The following is a 15,825-nucleotide window of genomic DNA, read 5'->3' as shown; positions in this document are numbered from 1 at the left end:
CAGATGGATTTTTTGAATAGCCTTTTGGTGCAACCCTTTGCCGACATGTTCGCGGCGCCTGATTTCTTGATGCAGGTGCTGTGGGAAGGTCTGGTGTCAGGTATCCTTTATGCGCTGATCGCGCTGGGGTTCGTGCTGATCTTCCGGTCGAGCCGTATCTTTAATTTTGCCCAAGGGATCATGGTGGTGTTCGCCGCGCTGACCCTTGTGGGGTTCCATGAAATGGGTGTGCCAGCGTGGATCTCGGTGATCCTGTCGCTGGGGGTGATGTTCGTGCTGGCGGTCAGCATTGAAAGGGTTGTCCTCCGCCCGCTGGTGGGCCAGCCGGACATCATCTTGTTCATGGCAACCATCGGGATCACGCTGTTCCTGATCGGCTTTGGCGAGCTTATTTTCGGCGGCGAAAACAAGATCATGATCACCGAAGAGTTGGGTATTCCCACCGGTGAGTTCATCTTTGAACCCTTTGGCGGTTTCCTTCTGCTGGAGCAGAAGGACGTGACCGCTGTTGTCGTGGCTGCAGTGCTGGTAATTGCGCTACTGGCGTTCCTGAACAAAACCCGCATGGGCCGCGCGATCCGCGCGCTGGGGGATGACCACCAAGCGGCGCTGTCCGTGGGCATCAGCCTGCAGACGATCTGGGTTTTGGTCTGGTTCATCGCAGGCATCATCGCGCTGGTCACCGGTATTGCCTGGGGTGCGCGCGCGGGCGTCAGCTTTGCGCTGGAAGTCATCGCCTACAAGGCGCTGCCGGTTCTGATGCTGGGCGGTCTGGAGTCGATCACGGGGGCCATCATTGGCGGTCTGATGATCGGAATCTTGGAAAAATTGTTCGAGATTTACTGGGGCCAGCCGCTGCTGGGCGGCAACACCGAAACGTGGTTCGCCTTTGTTCTGGCACTGATTGTTCTGCTGTTCCGCCCGCAGGGTCTGTTCGGCGAACGCATTATCGAAAGGGTCTGAAAATGCCGAAGCTTATCGCAATTCTGAACGTTGTCGCGTGGTGTGGGTTCTGGGCCTTTGGGTATCTGGCGCTGACCGAAAACACCGGACAGGCCGACCGGATGGTGACAGCGGTGGTACTGGCCGCGGCTGGTGGAGCGGTTGGGATGTGGGCGCACTTGTGGCTGGTCCGCCATTCCGAACGCACCGGCAAAGCGCAGCCGCCGAAGTGGGCGGTCAAAGAAGACACCGTCGAGTCCGCAGTCTGATCTCCGGCTAAGAACAAGAAAGAGAACCGATGTTTTATCGTACGTCTGGCCAGTTCAAGACCAGCTACACGGCAGATATGGCCCTGTTCCCGGTCCGTCAGGATGCCATCCTACTGGCGGTTATTCTGGCCTTTGCTTGGGTGATCTTGCCCCTGACCGCGAGTGAGTTCGCGTTTCAGACCCTGTTGATCCCGATCCTGATCTATTCGCTGGCCGCGATGGGCCTGAATATTTTGACCGGCTATGCGGGGCAGCTGAGCCTCGGGACCGCCGCGTTCATGGGGGTCGGCGCCTATGCCTGCTACAAGCTGGTGACGATCATGCCGTGGATGAACCCTGTGGTGGCGATCCTGCTGTCGGGAGTGTTCTCGGCGGGGGTCGGGGTGGCCTTTGGTATCCCGAGCCTGCGGATCAAAGGCTTCTATCTGGCGATTGCCACCCTTGCTGCGCAGTTCTTCCTCGTCTGGCTCTTCGAGAAGTGGGCGTGGCTCTACAACTACAACGCTTCGGGCGCGATTCAGGTGCCCACGCTGCAGATGTTCGGCGTAACCGTTGCCGGTCCGACCGCCAGTAGCCACGTGCAATACTATGTGGTGCTGGGGATCGTGAGTCTGATGACCATGCTTTGCATCAACCTAACGCGCGGCACGCTGGGCCGGACGTGGAAAGCGACCCGCGACATGGACATTGCGGCCGAACTGATTGGCATCAACCTGATGAAGTCCAAGCTGACTGCCTTTGCCATCAGCAGCTACATCGTGGGGGTGGCCGGTGCGCTGTTCGTCTTTATGTGGCGCGGCGCGGCTGAACCGAACCTGTTCGATATCCCCCTGTCGTTCCGCATCCTGTTCATCGCGATCATCGGCGGTCTTGGCTCGATTTTGGGCAACTACTTGGGCGCGATCCTGATCGTCGGCCTGCCTGTGATCCTGAACACCTTGCCCGAAACCTTTGGCCTTCCGATCAGCTCGGCCACGGTTGAGCATCTGAACATCATGATCGTCGGTGCACTGATCGTGTTTTTCCTAATCATCGAACCGCACGGCTTGGCCCGCCTTTGGGCGCTAATCCGTGAGAAGCTCGTGATCTGGCCGTTCCCGCACTAACGCGGGGCAGCCCAACCATTGGCGCGCTCTTTGAGGAGGGAGCACGCTGAATTCCATCCACGTGATCCAAGGGAGGAGACCGGATGAAACTGTGGAAGAAACTGGCAGCCGCGACTGCGCTGACCGTAATTGCAGGCGGAGCCATGGCAGAGGGCCTGTATGCCCCGAACATGGCCTACCGCACCGGCCCGTTCGCAGCGCTGGGTATCCCGCTGATGAACGGTCAGGCTGACTACATGACCCTGCTGAACGAACGCGATGGCGGCGTCGGCGGCGTACCCGTCGATTTCTCGGAGTGCGAGACCGGCTATTCGACTGAAAAAGGCGTCGAATGCTATGAAAAGACCAAAGGCACCGCGATTGTGACCCAGCCTTGGTCCACCGGCATCACCCTGCAGGTTCTGCCAAAGACCAACGTGGACGAGATCCCGATCCTGGCACCCGGCTATGGCTTTAGCCCCATGTCCGAAGGCGGCACCTTCCAGTGGGCGTATAACCCGCCCGCCTCCTATTGGGATGGCGCCTACATGATCGTTTCGCATATTGCAGGCGGTGACATGTCGACCCTGCAGGGCAAGAAGATTGCGTTCCTGCACCTTGACCACCCCTTCGGCAAAGAGCCTCTGCCCCTGCTGGAGCAAATGGCGGAAGAGCATGGCTTTGAACTGGTTCCGGTCCCCGTTGGCCTGAAAGAAATGCAGAACCAGTCGGCTCAGTGGCTGCAAATTCGCCGCGAGCGTCCGGACAACGTGATCATGTGGGGCTGGGGTGCGATGAACAGCGCCGCGATCCAAGAAGCGGTCAAGACCCGCTATCCCATGGATCAGTTCTATGGCGTCTGGTGGGCGGGCCACGATCCCGATCTGGCGGCTGTCGGCGACGAGGGCAAAGGCTACAAATCGATCAGCTGGTCGATGCCGCAACCTGACAGCGCTCTGTTGGCGGACATCAAGAAGCACGTCATCGACACCGGCAAAACCCAGACCACCGAAGACCAGTTGAATAGTGTTTTCTATCAGCGCGGTCTGGTCATGTCGATGATGCTGGCCGAGGCGATCAAGGCCGCCCAAGAGCACACAGGTAATGCCGAAATCGGACCCAAGGACCTGCGTTGGGGCTTCGAAAACCTGAACATTACCGAAGAGAAGCTGGCAGAGCTGGGAATGGAAGGCATGGTGCCGCCGTTCTCGACCTCTTGCTCGAACCACACCGGCCATTCGGGGGCGTGGATTCTGGAATGGGATGGCTCCAAGTTCACCCAAGCCAGTGATCTGCTGCAGGCCGACCAGTCGGTGATCAAGCCGCTCGCCGAAGCCAAGGCGGCTGAATACGCCGAAGCCAACGCGCCTTGGCCCGTCGTCGAGTGCGACAGCTGATCTGAAACGGCTCCGGCGGCGCGGGTCGTCGCCGGAGAACCTTTAGGTATTTTTCCAAAGAAGAAGAGCCATGCTGGACGCGGGACGAACCCAAGAGACCTTGCTCGAGGTCAACAATATCGAGGTGATCTACAACCACGTTATCCTTGTGCTGAAGGGGGTGAGTCTGTCGGTCCCCAAGGGCGGCATCACTGCGCTGCTCGGGGGCAACGGGGCAGGCAAAACAACTACATTGAAGGCCATTTCGAACCTGCTGCATTCCGAGCGCGGCGAGGTGACCAAAGGGTCGGTGCTCTACAAGGGCGAGCGCGTGCAGGATCTGGACCCTGCGGCGCTGGTGAAAAAGGGTGTCATTCAGGTGATGGAAGGCCGTCACTGTTTCGAGCACCTGACCGTCGAAGAAAACCTGATGACCGGTGCCTACACGCGCCATGACGGGCGCGGCGCGGTCGATGCGGATTTGCAGATGGTCTATGACTATTTCCCGCGCCTCAAAGAACGCCGCAAATCGCAGGCCGGTTATACCTCGGGCGGCGAACAGCAGATGGTCGCGATTGGCCGTGCGCTGATGTCCCGTCCCGAATGCATTCTGCTGGACGAACCCAGCATGGGTCTGGCGCCGCAGCTGGTGGAACAGATCTTCGAGATCGTGAAATCGGTAAACGAGAACGAGGGCGTGTCCTTCTTGCTGGCCGAACAGAACACCAATGTGGCGCTGCGCTACGCGCACCACGGCTACATTCTGGAATCGGGCCGCGTTGTGATGGACGGCAGCGCCGCCGATCTGCGCGAGAACCCAGACGTCAAAGAATTCTATCTCGGGATGTCCGAAGAGGGCCGCAAGAGTTTCCGCGATGTGCGGAGCTATCGCCGCCGCAAGCGTTGGCTGAGCTGAGGAGGCGCCGATGACCACATATTTTGATGACCTCGAAACGCGGAGCGCTGATGAACGTGAGGCCGCGCAGATGGAAGCTTTGCGTGCGCAACTTCGTACTGTGCAGGGCTTGCGCGGGTATCGCGATTCTCTGGGCCTGATTGACCCGTCAGAAATCGAGGGGCTCGATGATTTGGCCGTACTGCCGGTTCTGCGAAAGTCAGAGCTTGGGGTCGCGCAGGGGCAAAGCTCGCCCTTTGGTGGTTTCACCGCAAAAAGTGCTGGTGAGTTCGCGCATATCTTCCAGTCGCCAGGCCCAATCTATGAGCCCGGCGAGATCAGCCATGACTGGTGGAGGATCGGGCGTTTCTTGCACGCAGCGGGAATCGGGCGCGGCGACGTCGTGCAGAACTGCTTTGGCTATCATCTGACGCCCGCGGGTATGATCTTTGAGAGTGGGGCTCGGGCTGTGCAGGCCGCAGTTCTGCCCGCCGGTGTTGGGCAGACCGAACTGCAGGTGCGTGCCGCCGCGGATGTGGGCACGACGGCTTATGCGGGCACTCCGGATTATCTGAAGGTGATTCTGGACAAGGCCGACGAGATGGGCGCAACGCTCAAGATCACCAAGGCTGCTGTTGGGGGAGGGGCGCTGTTCCCGTCCCTGCGCCAGGAATATGCCGATCGCGGGATTTCCTGCCTGCAGTGCTATGCGACCGCGGATTTGGGGAATATCGCCTATGAAAGCCCCGCGATGGACGGGATGATCATCGACGAAGGTGTCATCGTGGAAATCGTCCGCCCCGGCACTGGCACGCCCGTTGCCGAAGGCGAGGTCGGCGAGGTCGTTGTGACCAGTCTGAACCCCGATTACCCGCTCATCCGCTTTGCCACAGGTGACCTGAGCGCGATCATGGAGGGCACCAGCCCCTGTGGCCGCACGAACAAGCGGATCAAGGGCTGGATGGGCCGTGCGGACCAGACGACCAAGATCAAGGGCATGTTCGTCCGCCCTGAACAGGTCGCCCAACTGGTGGCCAAGCACCCGGAGATCACCAAAGCGCGCGTCATCGCCCTGCGTGAGGGCGAGATGGATGTCATGCGGGTCCAAATCGAGGGGGGCACAGATGCGTCCTCTTACGAGGGCTCTGTGGCCGAGGTGCTGAAGCTGAAGGGTGCCGTAGAGTGTGTGCCTGTGGGCAGCTTGCCGAACGATGGCAAGGTGATCGACGACCAGCGCAGCTACGGCGGCTGACCCAACACTCACCAGTTCACATGGAAAAGGCGGCCTCTGAACCAGAGAGCCGCCTCTTTTCTGTGCGATCGCATAGGCTACCAAAGAAAAAAGCCGCCCCAGAAGGACGGCTTATTCTGCTGCTCAGGATGCTCTTAGCCTTGACGGGCTTTAAAGCGGCGCTGCGTCTTGTTGATGACGTAGACGCGGCCCTTACGGCGCACGACACGGCAATCGCGGTGACGCTGCTTGAGCGAGCGGAGCGAGTTCTTGACTTTCATCGTATCTCTCCTTGTCGCGGCGCGCGTGCGCCTGTTAGCAGTTGGCCCCAAAAAGGACCGGTGAATTCGTGGTGCGCACGACTGGGATTGAACCAGTGACCCCTACGATGTCAACGTAGTGCTCTACCGCTGAGCTACGCGCGCTTACCTAAATGTCTGCGTCAAAGGCTCCGAAGAACCCGTCTGCTTCGTTTCGGTTCGCGCTCTATAAAAGGAGTCGTCGGGGTGTTCAAGGGCTTTTGACAAGGATTCTTTTCGGTTTAGGATTTGTCTCAAAGGAGCCGCCATGCATCACCGGATATTCGACTTGGACCGCCCTGCGCGGCAAACCACTGCGGTGGTGTTTGCATCCCCTCATAGCGGCAATGAATATCCGAGAGATTTGATGGAGCGCACGATCCTTGACGCGCACACCATACGGTCGTCCGAAGATGCCTATGTCCACGACCTGTTCAGCAGTGCGCCCGATCAAGGCTCGCCGTTTCTGTCCGCGCGATTCCCGCGCGCCTACCTAGATCTGAATCGTAGCCGCGATGAACTGGACCCCGCCCTGATCGAGGGTGTCCGCCGCCGCTACAATTCTCCGAGAATCGCATCGGGGCTTGGTGTGATTCCCCGCGTGGTGTCAAACGGGCGCGCGATCTATCGGGGCAAGATGACCCAAGACACGGCCCAAGAGCGAATCGAGCGATGCTGGGTGCCCTATCATCAGGCTTTGCGCGGGTTGATGGACGACACTAGTGAGTCATTCGGTCGTGCCATTCTGATTGATTGCCACTCGATGCCGCACGAGGCGGTCGATAATCTGGTGCGCAGCGACCTACCGCGCCCGCAAGTCGTTCTGGGGGATCGTTTCGGAGCCTCGGCTGATTTGGCCATAGTCACGCATCTTGAGTCTCTGTTCCGTGCCGAAGGGTTGGTAGTGACCCGTAATAGCCCCTTTGCGGGGGCCTACACCGTGCAGCATTACGGACGACCTGGCCGCAATCAGCACGCGATCCAGATCGAGATAGATCGCTCTCTGTATATGAACGAGGCGACGATCACCCCGCACGAGGGCTATGAAGACTTCAAGGCGCTGATCGGCCGTGTAATCGCAGGGATGGCAGAGTTTGCGAGGGCAACGCCCACGCGTATGGCGGCCGAGTGATTACCGCAAAGAGCGCCCTTTGATGATCGCGTCGCTTCCAAATCTCTGACGGATGGCGTCGGTTGCTTTCTCGGCGCGGGCGCGACGCTCTGCGTCAGGGTCCAACAGATCGCCGGACCGATCCGCATCTCCGCTATCCACCAGATCACCGAGCCCGACGCCGATCAAACGGAACGGCGCTGCGTCTATGGCTTGATCCAATAGCCCACGGGCCGCGCGGTACAGTTTGTCGGCGTACTGGGTCGAATCGGTCAGGGTCACGCGACGGGTCAGTAGACGGAAATCCGCGCGTTTCAGTTTCAGTGTGACAGTACGGCCCGCGATCCCTTTCGCTTTGGCGCGATCCGAAACTTTCTCCGCCATGCGCCACAGATGGCCGTCCAGCAGATCGATATCCGAGATATCTTCGTCAAAGGTTGTCTCGTTGCTGACGGATTTCATCCCGCGATCGGGTTTCACAGCGCGCGCATCTACGCCGCGTGCAAGATGGAATAGCCGTAGCCCCATGCTGCCGAACCGCGCGACCAGTTCCGCCTCGTCCCAGCGCAGCAGATCAGAGATGGTCCGAATCCCTGCACGGTCCAGCAATGCCCTAGTCGCACCGCCAACGCCCCAAATGATTCCCACATCTTTGTCGCGCAGAAAGTCTGCTGTCTCGGCCTTGCCGATCACCGCGAACCCGTTTGGCTTGTCGATCTCTGACGCGATCTTGGCGAGAAACTTGTTATGCGACAGCCCGATTGATCCGGTGATCCCCAGATCGTCCTTCATGCCTTTGACCAGTCGCGCAACCAGAACCGCTGGCGGAGCGCCATGCAACTTGGCCGTCCCACGCAAATCCATAAACGCCTCATCCAGGGATAATGGCTCCACCGCTGGCGTTAGTGCCTCCATCCGCGCCCGCACGTCACGTGAAACCTCGGCATAGACCTCCATCCGAGGTTTGATCACCACGGCATCGGGGCACAGCTCCAGCGCCTTGAACATCGGCATGGCAGACCGCACACCGCGAATCCGCGCCACATAGCAGGCAGTCGAGACTACTCCGCGCCTCCCCCCGCCAATAATCACAGGCTTGGCGGCCAGCTCAGGCCGATCCCGCTTCTCAACACTGGCGTAAAAGGCGTCGCAGTCCATGTGGGCGATTCCCAAATCCCACAACTCGTCATGCGCAACCACGCGGGGGCTGCGGCACTTGGGGCATCGCGCCCCGCTCTCGAACTCATGCAAACAATTGCGACACAGTGCAGGCATCCGACCCCACCTCCGGCAGCAAATATAAGAGAGCCGGACACCTAATGGCACCCGCCTCCTTCATCTTGGCAAAAATACCCAACCGGCCGCAGGCCGTGGCGCGTCAGCGCCAAAATCAGGCGTTCGGAGCCGCCGCGGCGCGCATCTCTGCCACCACATCCAAAGCTGCCTGACGTGGATCAGCCGCGCGCCAGATCGGGCGGCCGCAGACGATGTGGTCCACGCCGCTCTTTACTGCCATGGCAGGGGTCGCGATACGCTTCTGGTCGTCGGTCGCGCTGCCCGTAGGGCGCACGCCGGGGGTGACGATCAGTCGGCCAGCGGATTCGGGCAGGGCACGGATGCGCGCCGCCTCGTTGGGCGAACAAATGATGCCGTCTGCGCCAGCGTCAAAGGCACGGCCCGCGCGCTCGACGACCAGATCGTCGATGGCACCGTCCTTGATCAGCGCGCCATCCAGATCGCTGCGATCCAGCGAGGTCAGGATCGTCACACCCAGAATTTTCATGTTGCTGCCGGCTGCGCCTTCTTTGGCGGCCTTCACCACATAGGGGTCGCCATGAACAGTCAGGAAATCCAGATCGAATTGCGCCAGCCCGCGCACCGCGTTCTCGACGGTCTGGCCGATGTCGAACAGCTTCATATCCAGAAAGATCTTCTTGCCGTGCTCGTCCTTCAGCTCGTTGGCCAGCGCCAGCCCGCCGCCGGTCAGCATCCCCAGACCGATCTTGTAGAAACTGACCGCATCCCCGAGGGTTTCGGCAACTTTCAGTCCTTCGAGGGCGTTCGGCACATCCAGTGCGACGATCAGGCGGTTATCGGCGATCATGGCAGTCTCCTGTGGGAAAATTTCGCCCGTGATGCGCTGTGAAAATCGAACGGTCAAGAGTGTGTGACCTCTTGAAACCCATGCGTGTGCACTCCATCTTTTCGTAAGAGGCCCACAACATGATGTGCCGCTTAGCGGGCATCGCCGTAATCGGGCGCTTATATAGAGGAGAACTGCCATGAACTTAGAGAAGTTCACGGAGCGGTCGCGTGGTTTCCTTCAGGCCGCGCAGACGATTGCTATGCGCGAGGGGCACCAGCAACTGACCCCTGAGCACCTGCTGAAGGCTCTCATGGATGACGATCAAGGCTTGGCCGCCAATCTGATCACGCGTTCCGGTGGTCAGGCAAATCAGGTTGCTCTGGCCGTAGATTTGGCTGTCGATAAATTGCCCAAGGTCAGCGGCGATGCTGGTCAGACCTACATGGCGCAGACAACTGCCAAGGTGCTGGCCGAGGCCGAAACCCTAGCGCAAAAAGCCGGTGACAGCTTTGTTCCTGTCGAACGCATTCTGATGGCGCTGGCGATGGTGAAAACCAAAGCCAAGGACGCTCTGGATGCAGGTGGCGTGACTGCGCAAAAGCTGAACGAAGCGATCAACGACATTCGCAAAGGACGCACCGCAGACAGCGCGTCGGCCGAGGATGGCTATGATGCCCTAAAGAAATACGCGGCCGACCTGACCCAGCGCGCTGCCGACGGCAAAATCGATCCGATCATTGGCCGGGACGAGGAAATCCGCCGTGCGATGCAAGTCCTGTCTCGCCGGACCAAGAACAACCCAGTTCTGATCGGTGAGCCGGGCGTGGGTAAAACCGCGATTGCCGAGGGCCTTGCCCTACGGATCGTGAACGGCGACGTCCCTGAATCCCTGCGCAACAAGAAGCTGCTCGCGCTGGATATGGGCGCGCTGATCGCCGGTGCGAAATACCGCGGTGAATTCGAAGAGCGCCTAAAAGCCGTCTTGAACGAGGTGACCGCCGCAGCTGGCGAAATCATCCTGTTCATCGACGAGATGCACGTTCTGGTCGGCGCGGGGAAAACTGATGGCGCGATGGATGCGGCCAACCTGATCAAGCCTGCGCTGGCTCGGGGGGAACTGCACTGCGTCGGCGCAACCACGCTGGACGAGTACCGCAAGTACATCGAAAAGGATGCGGCTCTGGCCCGCCGGTTCCAGCCCCTCGTGGTCGAGGAGCCCACGGTCGAGGATACCATCAGTATCCTGCGCGGCATCAAAGAGAAGTACGAGCTGCACCACGGTGTGCGGATCAGTGACTCGGCCCTTGTGGCGGCGGCAACCCTGTCACACCGCTATATCACGGACCGCTTCCTGCCGGACAAGGCCATCGACCTGATGGACGAAGCCGCCAGCCGTCTGCGTATGGCTGTGGACAGTAAGCCCGAGGAACTGGACGCGATCGACCGCGAGATCCTGCAAAAGCAGATCGAAGCCGAAGCGCTGAAGAAAGAGGATGACGATGCCTCGCGCGACCGCCTCGAGAAGCTGGAGAAGGAACTGGCTGACCTGCAAGACCGTAGCGCTGAACTGACTGCCCGCTGGCAGGCAGAGCGGGACAAGCTGGCCGGTGCACGCGACCTGAAAGAAAAGCTGGACCGTGCCCGCGCCGAACTGGAGCAGGCGAAACGCGAAGGCAATCTGGCCCGTGCCGGTGAGCTGTCTTATGGCGTGATCCCTCAGCTGGAAAAACAGCTAGGCGACGCCGAGACCGCAGAAGCCGACGGTGTCATGGTCGAAGAGGCTGTCCGCCCCGAGCAGATCGCTCAGGTCGTGGAGCGTTGGACGGGTATCCCGACCACTAAGATGCTGGAAGGCGAGCGTGAAAAGCTGCTCAAGATGGAAGAGGAGCTGGGACGCCGCGTCATCGGTCAGCGTCAGGCGGTCAAGGCTGTGTCGAACGCCGTGCGGCGTGCCCGCGCTGGCCTGAACGACGAGAACCGTCCCTTGGGTAGCTTCTTGTTCCTCGGGCCGACGGGTGTGGGTAAGACCGAGCTGACCAAGGCTCTGGCCGAGTACCTCTTTGACGACGACAACGCGATGGTCCGCATCGACATGTCCGAGTTCATGGAGAAACACGCGGTCAGCCGTCTGATCGGTGCTCCTCCGGGCTACGTCGGCTATGACGAAGGTGGTGTTCTGACCGAAGCGGTCCGTCGCCGTCCTTATCAGGTGGTTCTGTTCGACGAGGTCGAGAAGGCACACCCCGATGTCTTTAATGTGCTGTTGCAGGTTCTGGACGACGGTGTGCTGACCGATGGCCAAGGTCGGACGGTGGACTTCAAGCAGACGTTGATCATTCTGACGTCTAACCTTGGAGCCCAGTCGCTCAGCACTCTGCCGGATGGTGCGGATGCTAGCGATGCCAAGCGCGACGTGATGGATGCGGTGCGGGCGCACTTCCGCCCCGAGTTCCTGAACCGTCTGGACGAGACGATCATCTTTGACCGTCTGGGCCGCGCGGATATGGATGGCATTGTCAGCATCCAGTTGCGCCGTCTGGAAAAACGTCTGGCTGCGCGCAAGATCAAACTGGAGCTGGATGAGGACGCCCGTAAGTGGCTGGCCGACGAAGGCTATGATCCTGTGTTCGGTGCTCGCCCGCTGAAACGCGTGATCCAACGTGCCCTGCAAGACCCGCTGGCCGAGATGATCCTCGGCGGGGACGTGCGCGACGATACTGTTGTGACCGTTAGCGCGGGTGCCGAGGGATTGTTGATTGGCGACCGTATCGGTGCCAGCAATCGCCCAAAGCCGGATGACGCCGTCGTCCACTAAGACCCGAGCATAAAAAAGGCCCCGGAGATCGCTCTCCGGGGCCTTTCGCGTGAGTGGTGATTATTGGGGCATAATCACAGCGTCGATTTCGTGGATCACGCCGTTCGATGCTTCGATGTCGACACCCACCACGGTCGCATCATCAATCGAGATGACGTCGTCGCTGTTGGTCACGGTTGCTTCTGCACCATTAACGGTGGTGACAGGCATGATGCCAACTTCGATGTCAGACGACATCACGGCGCCGGGGACTACGTGATATGTCAGGATTTCGGCCAGTGCCTCGGGGTCTGCCAGTAGGGTGTCCAGCGTGCCAGCGGGCAGAGCGGCAAATGCATCGTCGTTGGGGGCAAATACGGTGAACGGACCTTCGCCCTTCAGCGTCTCGGTCAGACCAGCAGCTTCGATTGCGGTCGCCAGAGTGTTAAAGTTGCCTGCACCGGCTGCGGTGTCGACGATGTCCATGGAATGAGTTTCAGCGAGCGCGGGGCCTGCCATCAAAGCTGCGGTACCAAGAGCAAGAACAGTACGACGGAACATTTTGTATCTCCAAATTTTAGTTTCAATCACAACCCAGTGTTGGCGTTGTTGGAGAAAGTACGCGCCAGCCGCGAAAAAGATCACTCGAGATATCGTGTTTAATTTCTTGATCTAAGCAATCCGCCGACTAAGCCAGCGCTTCTGGAGAAGACCACTGACATTTTCGTCAGCGGTCGTGATTGAACCGGCCGTTATTCCAGCCCAATTGCTGCACGTGCAATGCCGTCTAGAAGGTCATGAACCTCTTGCATTGGGCCGTCAGGGTAGGGGCGGAAGCCGATGATGGTCTCGTTGGGTTTATCCGCCATCACGGCGACAAAGATGTCGTAGGGGCAGTACATCAGGTTCAGCGGGTCCGCCTCCATCACGCTGCGCGACACAGTGGCCGAACAGAAGCTGTAGACATCCGCAGCCTCGAACAGCACCACGTCCGAGCCAACATCGGCGCGGGTCCGCTCTAGCATCTCGCCCGTGTGGCTGATGTGGTCGACCACGAGCCCTGCGTCGATAATCGCACTTTCTAGCCCAAAAGTGACGTCATCGAAGCTTTGGTCAGTGACATACATAAAGGGCTCTTCGGCAGCAGCTGTCGTGGCAGCCGCGATCAGACCGACTGTAATCCAATGCTTCATGGTTTTCCTCCCCGTGAAAACAAATTCGTGTTTGTGAATTTATGGCACGGGGGGTGGGTTGCTGGCAATGGCGGCGCCAAACGTTTCATTCGCTTTACGACAGTGTGAAAAGGAGTTTTTTGGTCAACGAGGGCGGTGATGCTATGTCATGCAGAGCTTTCAAGGAGGATCTGATGGCGAACCGCTGGCGCAATACCCTGACTTCTGACGATGTGACCCCCGAGGCGATGTTTGTAAATCGCCGTCAAATGATGGCGGGGGCTGCGGCGCTTGGGCTGGGTTTGACCGCCTCTCCTCTGCGGGCCGCTGGTCTGGAGCCTAACAGCTTCGAAGATATCACCAGCTACAATAACTACTACGAGTTTGGCACAGGCAAAGACGACCCCGCGCGTTATGCGGATCAGCTGACAACCGACCCGTGGACCATCAAGATTGATGGCATGGTCGAAAAGCCCGGCGATTATGCTTTGTCCGATCTTGTCCCCCAGATGACAATCGAAGAGCGCATCTACCGTTTCCGCTGCGTCGAGGCATGGTCGATGGTTGTGCCATGGAATGGCTTTGAACTGGCGGATCTGCTGGAACTGGTCGGGGTGAAAAGCGGCGCCAAGTATGTGGCCTTTGAAACCGTGCTACGTCCCGAGGAAATGCCGGGCACGCGATTCCCTGTTCTGGACTGGCCCTATCGCGAGGGCTTGCGTCTGGACGAGGCGCGTCATCCCCTGACGCTGCTGGCCACCGGCATTTATGGGAAACCCATGCCGAACCAGAATGGTGCGCCGATCCGTCTGGTCGTGCCGTGGAAGTACGGGTTCAAATACGCCAAATCCATCTCCCGCATCACCCTGACGGATAAAGAGCCGCCCACCAGCTGGAATATGGCGAACGCACGCGAGTACGGTTTCTATAGTAACGTGAACCCCGAAGTCGCTCACCCACGCTGGTCCCAAGCGACCGAGCGCCGGATTGGGGGTGGCCTGTTCGCCAAGCGCGAGCCCACCTTGATGTTCAATGGCTACGACGAGGTCGCTTCGCTGTACCAAGGCATGGACCTGCGAAAGAACTTCTAATGATCGATGTCGTGAACCGGTCGGTTCGGGCGATCCCGAATTGGGTTCTCTATGTGGTGGGCGCAGTGCCTGTCATATGGCTCTATGCGCTGGGGTTTCAGAATGCTCTGGGTGCGGACCCCGTAGATGCGATCGAACGTAATCTAGGACTTTGGGCGCTGTGGCTGTTGATCGCCGGCTTGTGCATTACGCCAATTCAGCGTCTGACGCCTCTTCGCTTGATCAAGCTGCGGCGACCGATTGGGGTTGTGGCCTTCTTCTATGTGCTTGTGCACTTCCTGACTTGGTTGGTGCTGGATGTGCAGATCCCCTCGCAGATCGTCGCGGATATTATCAAGCGTCCTTATGTGACAGTGGGCATGGTCGCGCTGCTGTTTCTGTTGCCTTTGGCGGTCACATCGAACAACTGGTCCATCCGAAAATTGGGCGCCCGTTGGCGGACTGTACACAAGCTTGTCTATCCGGCAGTGCTGTTGGCCGGTCTCCATATGGTGATGCAAGCCAAAGGCTTTCAGCTCGAGCCTTTGGTGTACCTCGCTGCGATTGCGTTCTTGCTCGCGATGCGCTGGATGCCTCTTTCTTCATTCCGGCAAGTCTTTGTTAAACGCTGAGGCCTAAGACCTTAGGCGTCACGACTTATTGGGGGCGCATATGACAAAGGCAATGATCACTGCGGCAATGGTTGTCGCACTCGGGCAGTCGGCGGCTGCATCCACCGTGAACTTCTCGTCATCACTCTTTTCTGACACCAAGTCGACGGTGACCTATTCTGTGGATGGCATCGATCTGACCTTTTGGGCCGAGTCGGCTGGGACACCTGAGCGGTTCTTCAAGAACGGGGGGCTCAGTTTCGGCTACTCCTATATGCACGCACTGACGATTGTGGCGAGCGAAGCAATCCAGTTGACGCGCTTGAACGGTAAGACCACCAAGTTGGACCCGAGCGGCGCGAGCCTGCCATTTTCAGTCTTGGTCCGAGAAGAGATGCAGGCCGACAATCTCGCGTTCCCCGCCTATCAATGGGGGTGGCTGGATCTATCGGAGCAGGACATCATCATTCCGAAGAACACGACGTTCGCTATTGATGGTGATTTTCAGAGCTGGAACTGGCAGTCCGAAGCGGTTCTCGGCGCGATGCAGTTCGAGGCCTATACGCCGCCACCGATCCCGCTGCCTGCGACAGCATGGCTATTCTTGGGGGCTTTGGGCGTCCTCGGGGCGATGAGAGGGCGTGGTAAATCTGCAGGTACCGTCTGAGGCGGCCTAGCAGACCATTCGGCTTCAGATAGAGGCGCGCTAACATCTGAAATTTGGGCGGCTTTCCAATAAATTGGGCTCTGTTTCATTTTTTTTGGATTTCTGTGATTTTTTCACTTGCGACTCTCCACAGCTATCCGTAGAAGGCCCCTCACCGGCGGCGCTGAGGCGCGGTTGGGACGGACGGGACGGTCGGAAGGCTGGATGGTTCGGTTAG

At 59.2% G+C, this 15,825-nt stretch carries 16 protein-coding genes and 1 tRNA gene; 11 read left to right on the top strand and 6 right to left on the bottom strand.

What is annotated here, in order from left to right:
- Positions 1–3: 3 nt before the first annotated feature.
- From N4A58_RS13865 to N4A58_RS13840, 6 genes are all read left to right on the top strand, one after another.
- The gene (locus N4A58_RS13865) at positions 4–963 is read left to right on the top strand and encodes a branched-chain amino acid ABC transporter permease (protein ID WP_293710605.1); all 960 of its coding nucleotides are present in this window, start codon (positions 4–6) and stop codon (positions 961–963) included.
- A gap of 2 nt (positions 964–965) precedes the next feature.
- Positions 966–1,211, top strand: a complete 246-nt coding sequence (locus tag N4A58_RS13860; protein WP_293710604.1) for a hypothetical protein — start codon at positions 966–968, stop codon at positions 1,209–1,211.
- A 29-nt stretch (positions 1,212–1,240) separates the two neighbouring features.
- Positions 1,241–2,317: a branched-chain amino acid ABC transporter permease gene (locus N4A58_RS13855; protein ID WP_293710603.1), complete on the top strand. Its 1,077-nt coding sequence runs from the start codon at positions 1,241–1,243 to the stop codon at positions 2,315–2,317.
- Between the two features lie 83 nt (positions 2,318–2,400).
- Complete coding sequence (locus tag N4A58_RS13850) at positions 2,401–3,693, top strand: ABC transporter substrate-binding protein (RefSeq protein ID WP_293710601.1); 1,293 nt, start codon at positions 2,401–2,403, stop codon at positions 3,691–3,693.
- A gap of 70 nt (positions 3,694–3,763) precedes the next feature.
- Positions 3,764–4,588: an ABC transporter ATP-binding protein gene (locus N4A58_RS13845; RefSeq protein WP_293710599.1), complete on the top strand. Its 825-nt coding sequence runs from the start codon at positions 3,764–3,766 to the stop codon at positions 4,586–4,588.
- A 10-nt stretch (positions 4,589–4,598) separates the two neighbouring features.
- A complete protein-coding gene (locus tag N4A58_RS13840) occupies positions 4,599–5,819 on the top strand; it encodes a phenylacetate--CoA ligase family protein (protein WP_293710597.1) in 1,221 nt (406 codons plus the stop codon).
- 134 nt (positions 5,820–5,953) lie between these two features.
- Here the strand turns inward: N4A58_RS13840 and ykgO are convergent, their stop codons facing one another.
- Together ykgO and N4A58_RS13830 are read right to left on the bottom strand one after the other, a co-directional pair.
- Positions 5,954–6,079: a type B 50S ribosomal protein L36 gene (gene ykgO, locus N4A58_RS13835; protein ID WP_012177066.1), complete on the bottom strand. Its 126-nt coding sequence runs from the start codon at positions 6,077–6,079 to the stop codon at positions 5,954–5,956.
- Between the two features lie 69 nt (positions 6,080–6,148).
- A tRNA-Val gene (locus N4A58_RS13830) sits at positions 6,149–6,223 on the bottom strand.
- 142 nt (positions 6,224–6,365) lie between these two features.
- On the opposite strand from N4A58_RS13830, the gene N4A58_RS13825 reads away from it, so the two are divergent.
- The gene (locus N4A58_RS13825) at positions 6,366–7,229 is read left to right on the top strand and encodes an N-formylglutamate amidohydrolase (RefSeq protein WP_293710529.1); all 864 of its coding nucleotides are present in this window, start codon (positions 6,366–6,368) and stop codon (positions 7,227–7,229) included.
- Here the strand turns inward: N4A58_RS13825 and N4A58_RS13820 are convergent, their stop codons facing one another.
- A complete protein-coding gene (locus N4A58_RS13820) occupies positions 7,230–8,483 on the bottom strand; it encodes a DNA polymerase IV (RefSeq protein ID WP_293710528.1) in 1,254 nt (417 codons plus the stop codon). It lies immediately after the preceding gene.
- Positions 8,484–8,598: 115 nt separating this feature from the next.
- Positions 8,599–9,312 (bottom strand): orotidine-5'-phosphate decarboxylase, encoded by a 714-nt coding sequence (gene pyrF / locus N4A58_RS13815; protein ID WP_293710527.1) that lies wholly within the window; start codon positions 9,310–9,312, stop codon positions 8,599–8,601.
- Positions 9,313–9,490: 178 nt separating this feature from the next.
- On the opposite strand from pyrF, the gene clpB reads away from it, so the two are divergent.
- Positions 9,491–12,109 carry an ATP-dependent chaperone ClpB gene (clpB, locus tag N4A58_RS13810; RefSeq protein WP_293710526.1) on the top strand — a complete coding sequence of 873 codons (2,619 nt, stop codon included), beginning with the start codon at positions 9,491–9,493 and terminating at the stop codon, positions 12,107–12,109.
- A gap of 60 nt (positions 12,110–12,169) precedes the next feature.
- On the opposite strand, the gene N4A58_RS13805 is transcribed toward clpB, so the two are convergent.
- Together N4A58_RS13805 and N4A58_RS13800 are read right to left on the bottom strand one after the other, a co-directional pair.
- The gene (locus N4A58_RS13805) at positions 12,170–12,649 is read right to left on the bottom strand and encodes a fasciclin domain-containing protein (protein WP_293710525.1); all 480 of its coding nucleotides are present in this window, start codon (positions 12,647–12,649) and stop codon (positions 12,170–12,172) included.
- Between the two features lie 191 nt (positions 12,650–12,840).
- Positions 12,841–13,281 (bottom strand): DUF302 domain-containing protein, encoded by a 441-nt coding sequence (locus N4A58_RS13800; RefSeq protein ID WP_293710524.1) that lies wholly within the window; start codon positions 13,279–13,281, stop codon positions 12,841–12,843.
- A 173-nt stretch (positions 13,282–13,454) separates the two neighbouring features.
- Between N4A58_RS13800 and msrP the strand changes: the two genes are divergently transcribed.
- The 3 genes from msrP to N4A58_RS13785 are packed head-to-tail and all read left to right on the top strand — an operon-like array spanning position 13,455 to position 15,608.
- The gene (gene msrP / locus N4A58_RS13795; RefSeq protein WP_293710523.1) at positions 13,455–14,351 is read left to right on the top strand and encodes a protein-methionine-sulfoxide reductase catalytic subunit MsrP; all 897 of its coding nucleotides are present in this window, start codon (positions 13,455–13,457) and stop codon (positions 14,349–14,351) included.
- Complete coding sequence (gene msrQ / locus N4A58_RS13790; protein ID WP_293710522.1) at positions 14,351–14,962, top strand: protein-methionine-sulfoxide reductase heme-binding subunit MsrQ; 612 nt, start codon at positions 14,351–14,353, stop codon at positions 14,960–14,962. Before msrP ends, msrQ begins: the two co-directional genes overlap by 1 nt.
- 40 nt (positions 14,963–15,002) lie before the next feature.
- Positions 15,003–15,608 carry a VPLPA-CTERM sorting domain-containing protein gene (locus tag N4A58_RS13785; RefSeq protein ID WP_293710521.1) on the top strand — a complete coding sequence of 202 codons (606 nt, stop codon included), beginning with the start codon at positions 15,003–15,005 and terminating at the stop codon, positions 15,606–15,608.
- Positions 15,609–15,825: the final 217 nt, after the last annotated feature.

Source organism: Donghicola sp. (assembly GCF_025210255.1).
Taxonomy (GTDB): Bacteria; Pseudomonadota; Alphaproteobacteria; order Rhodobacterales; family Rhodobacteraceae; genus Donghicola; species Donghicola eburneus.
The sequence above is the reverse complement of the archived record's forward strand: the minus strand, read 5'-3'. Positions and strand labels throughout refer to the sequence as shown.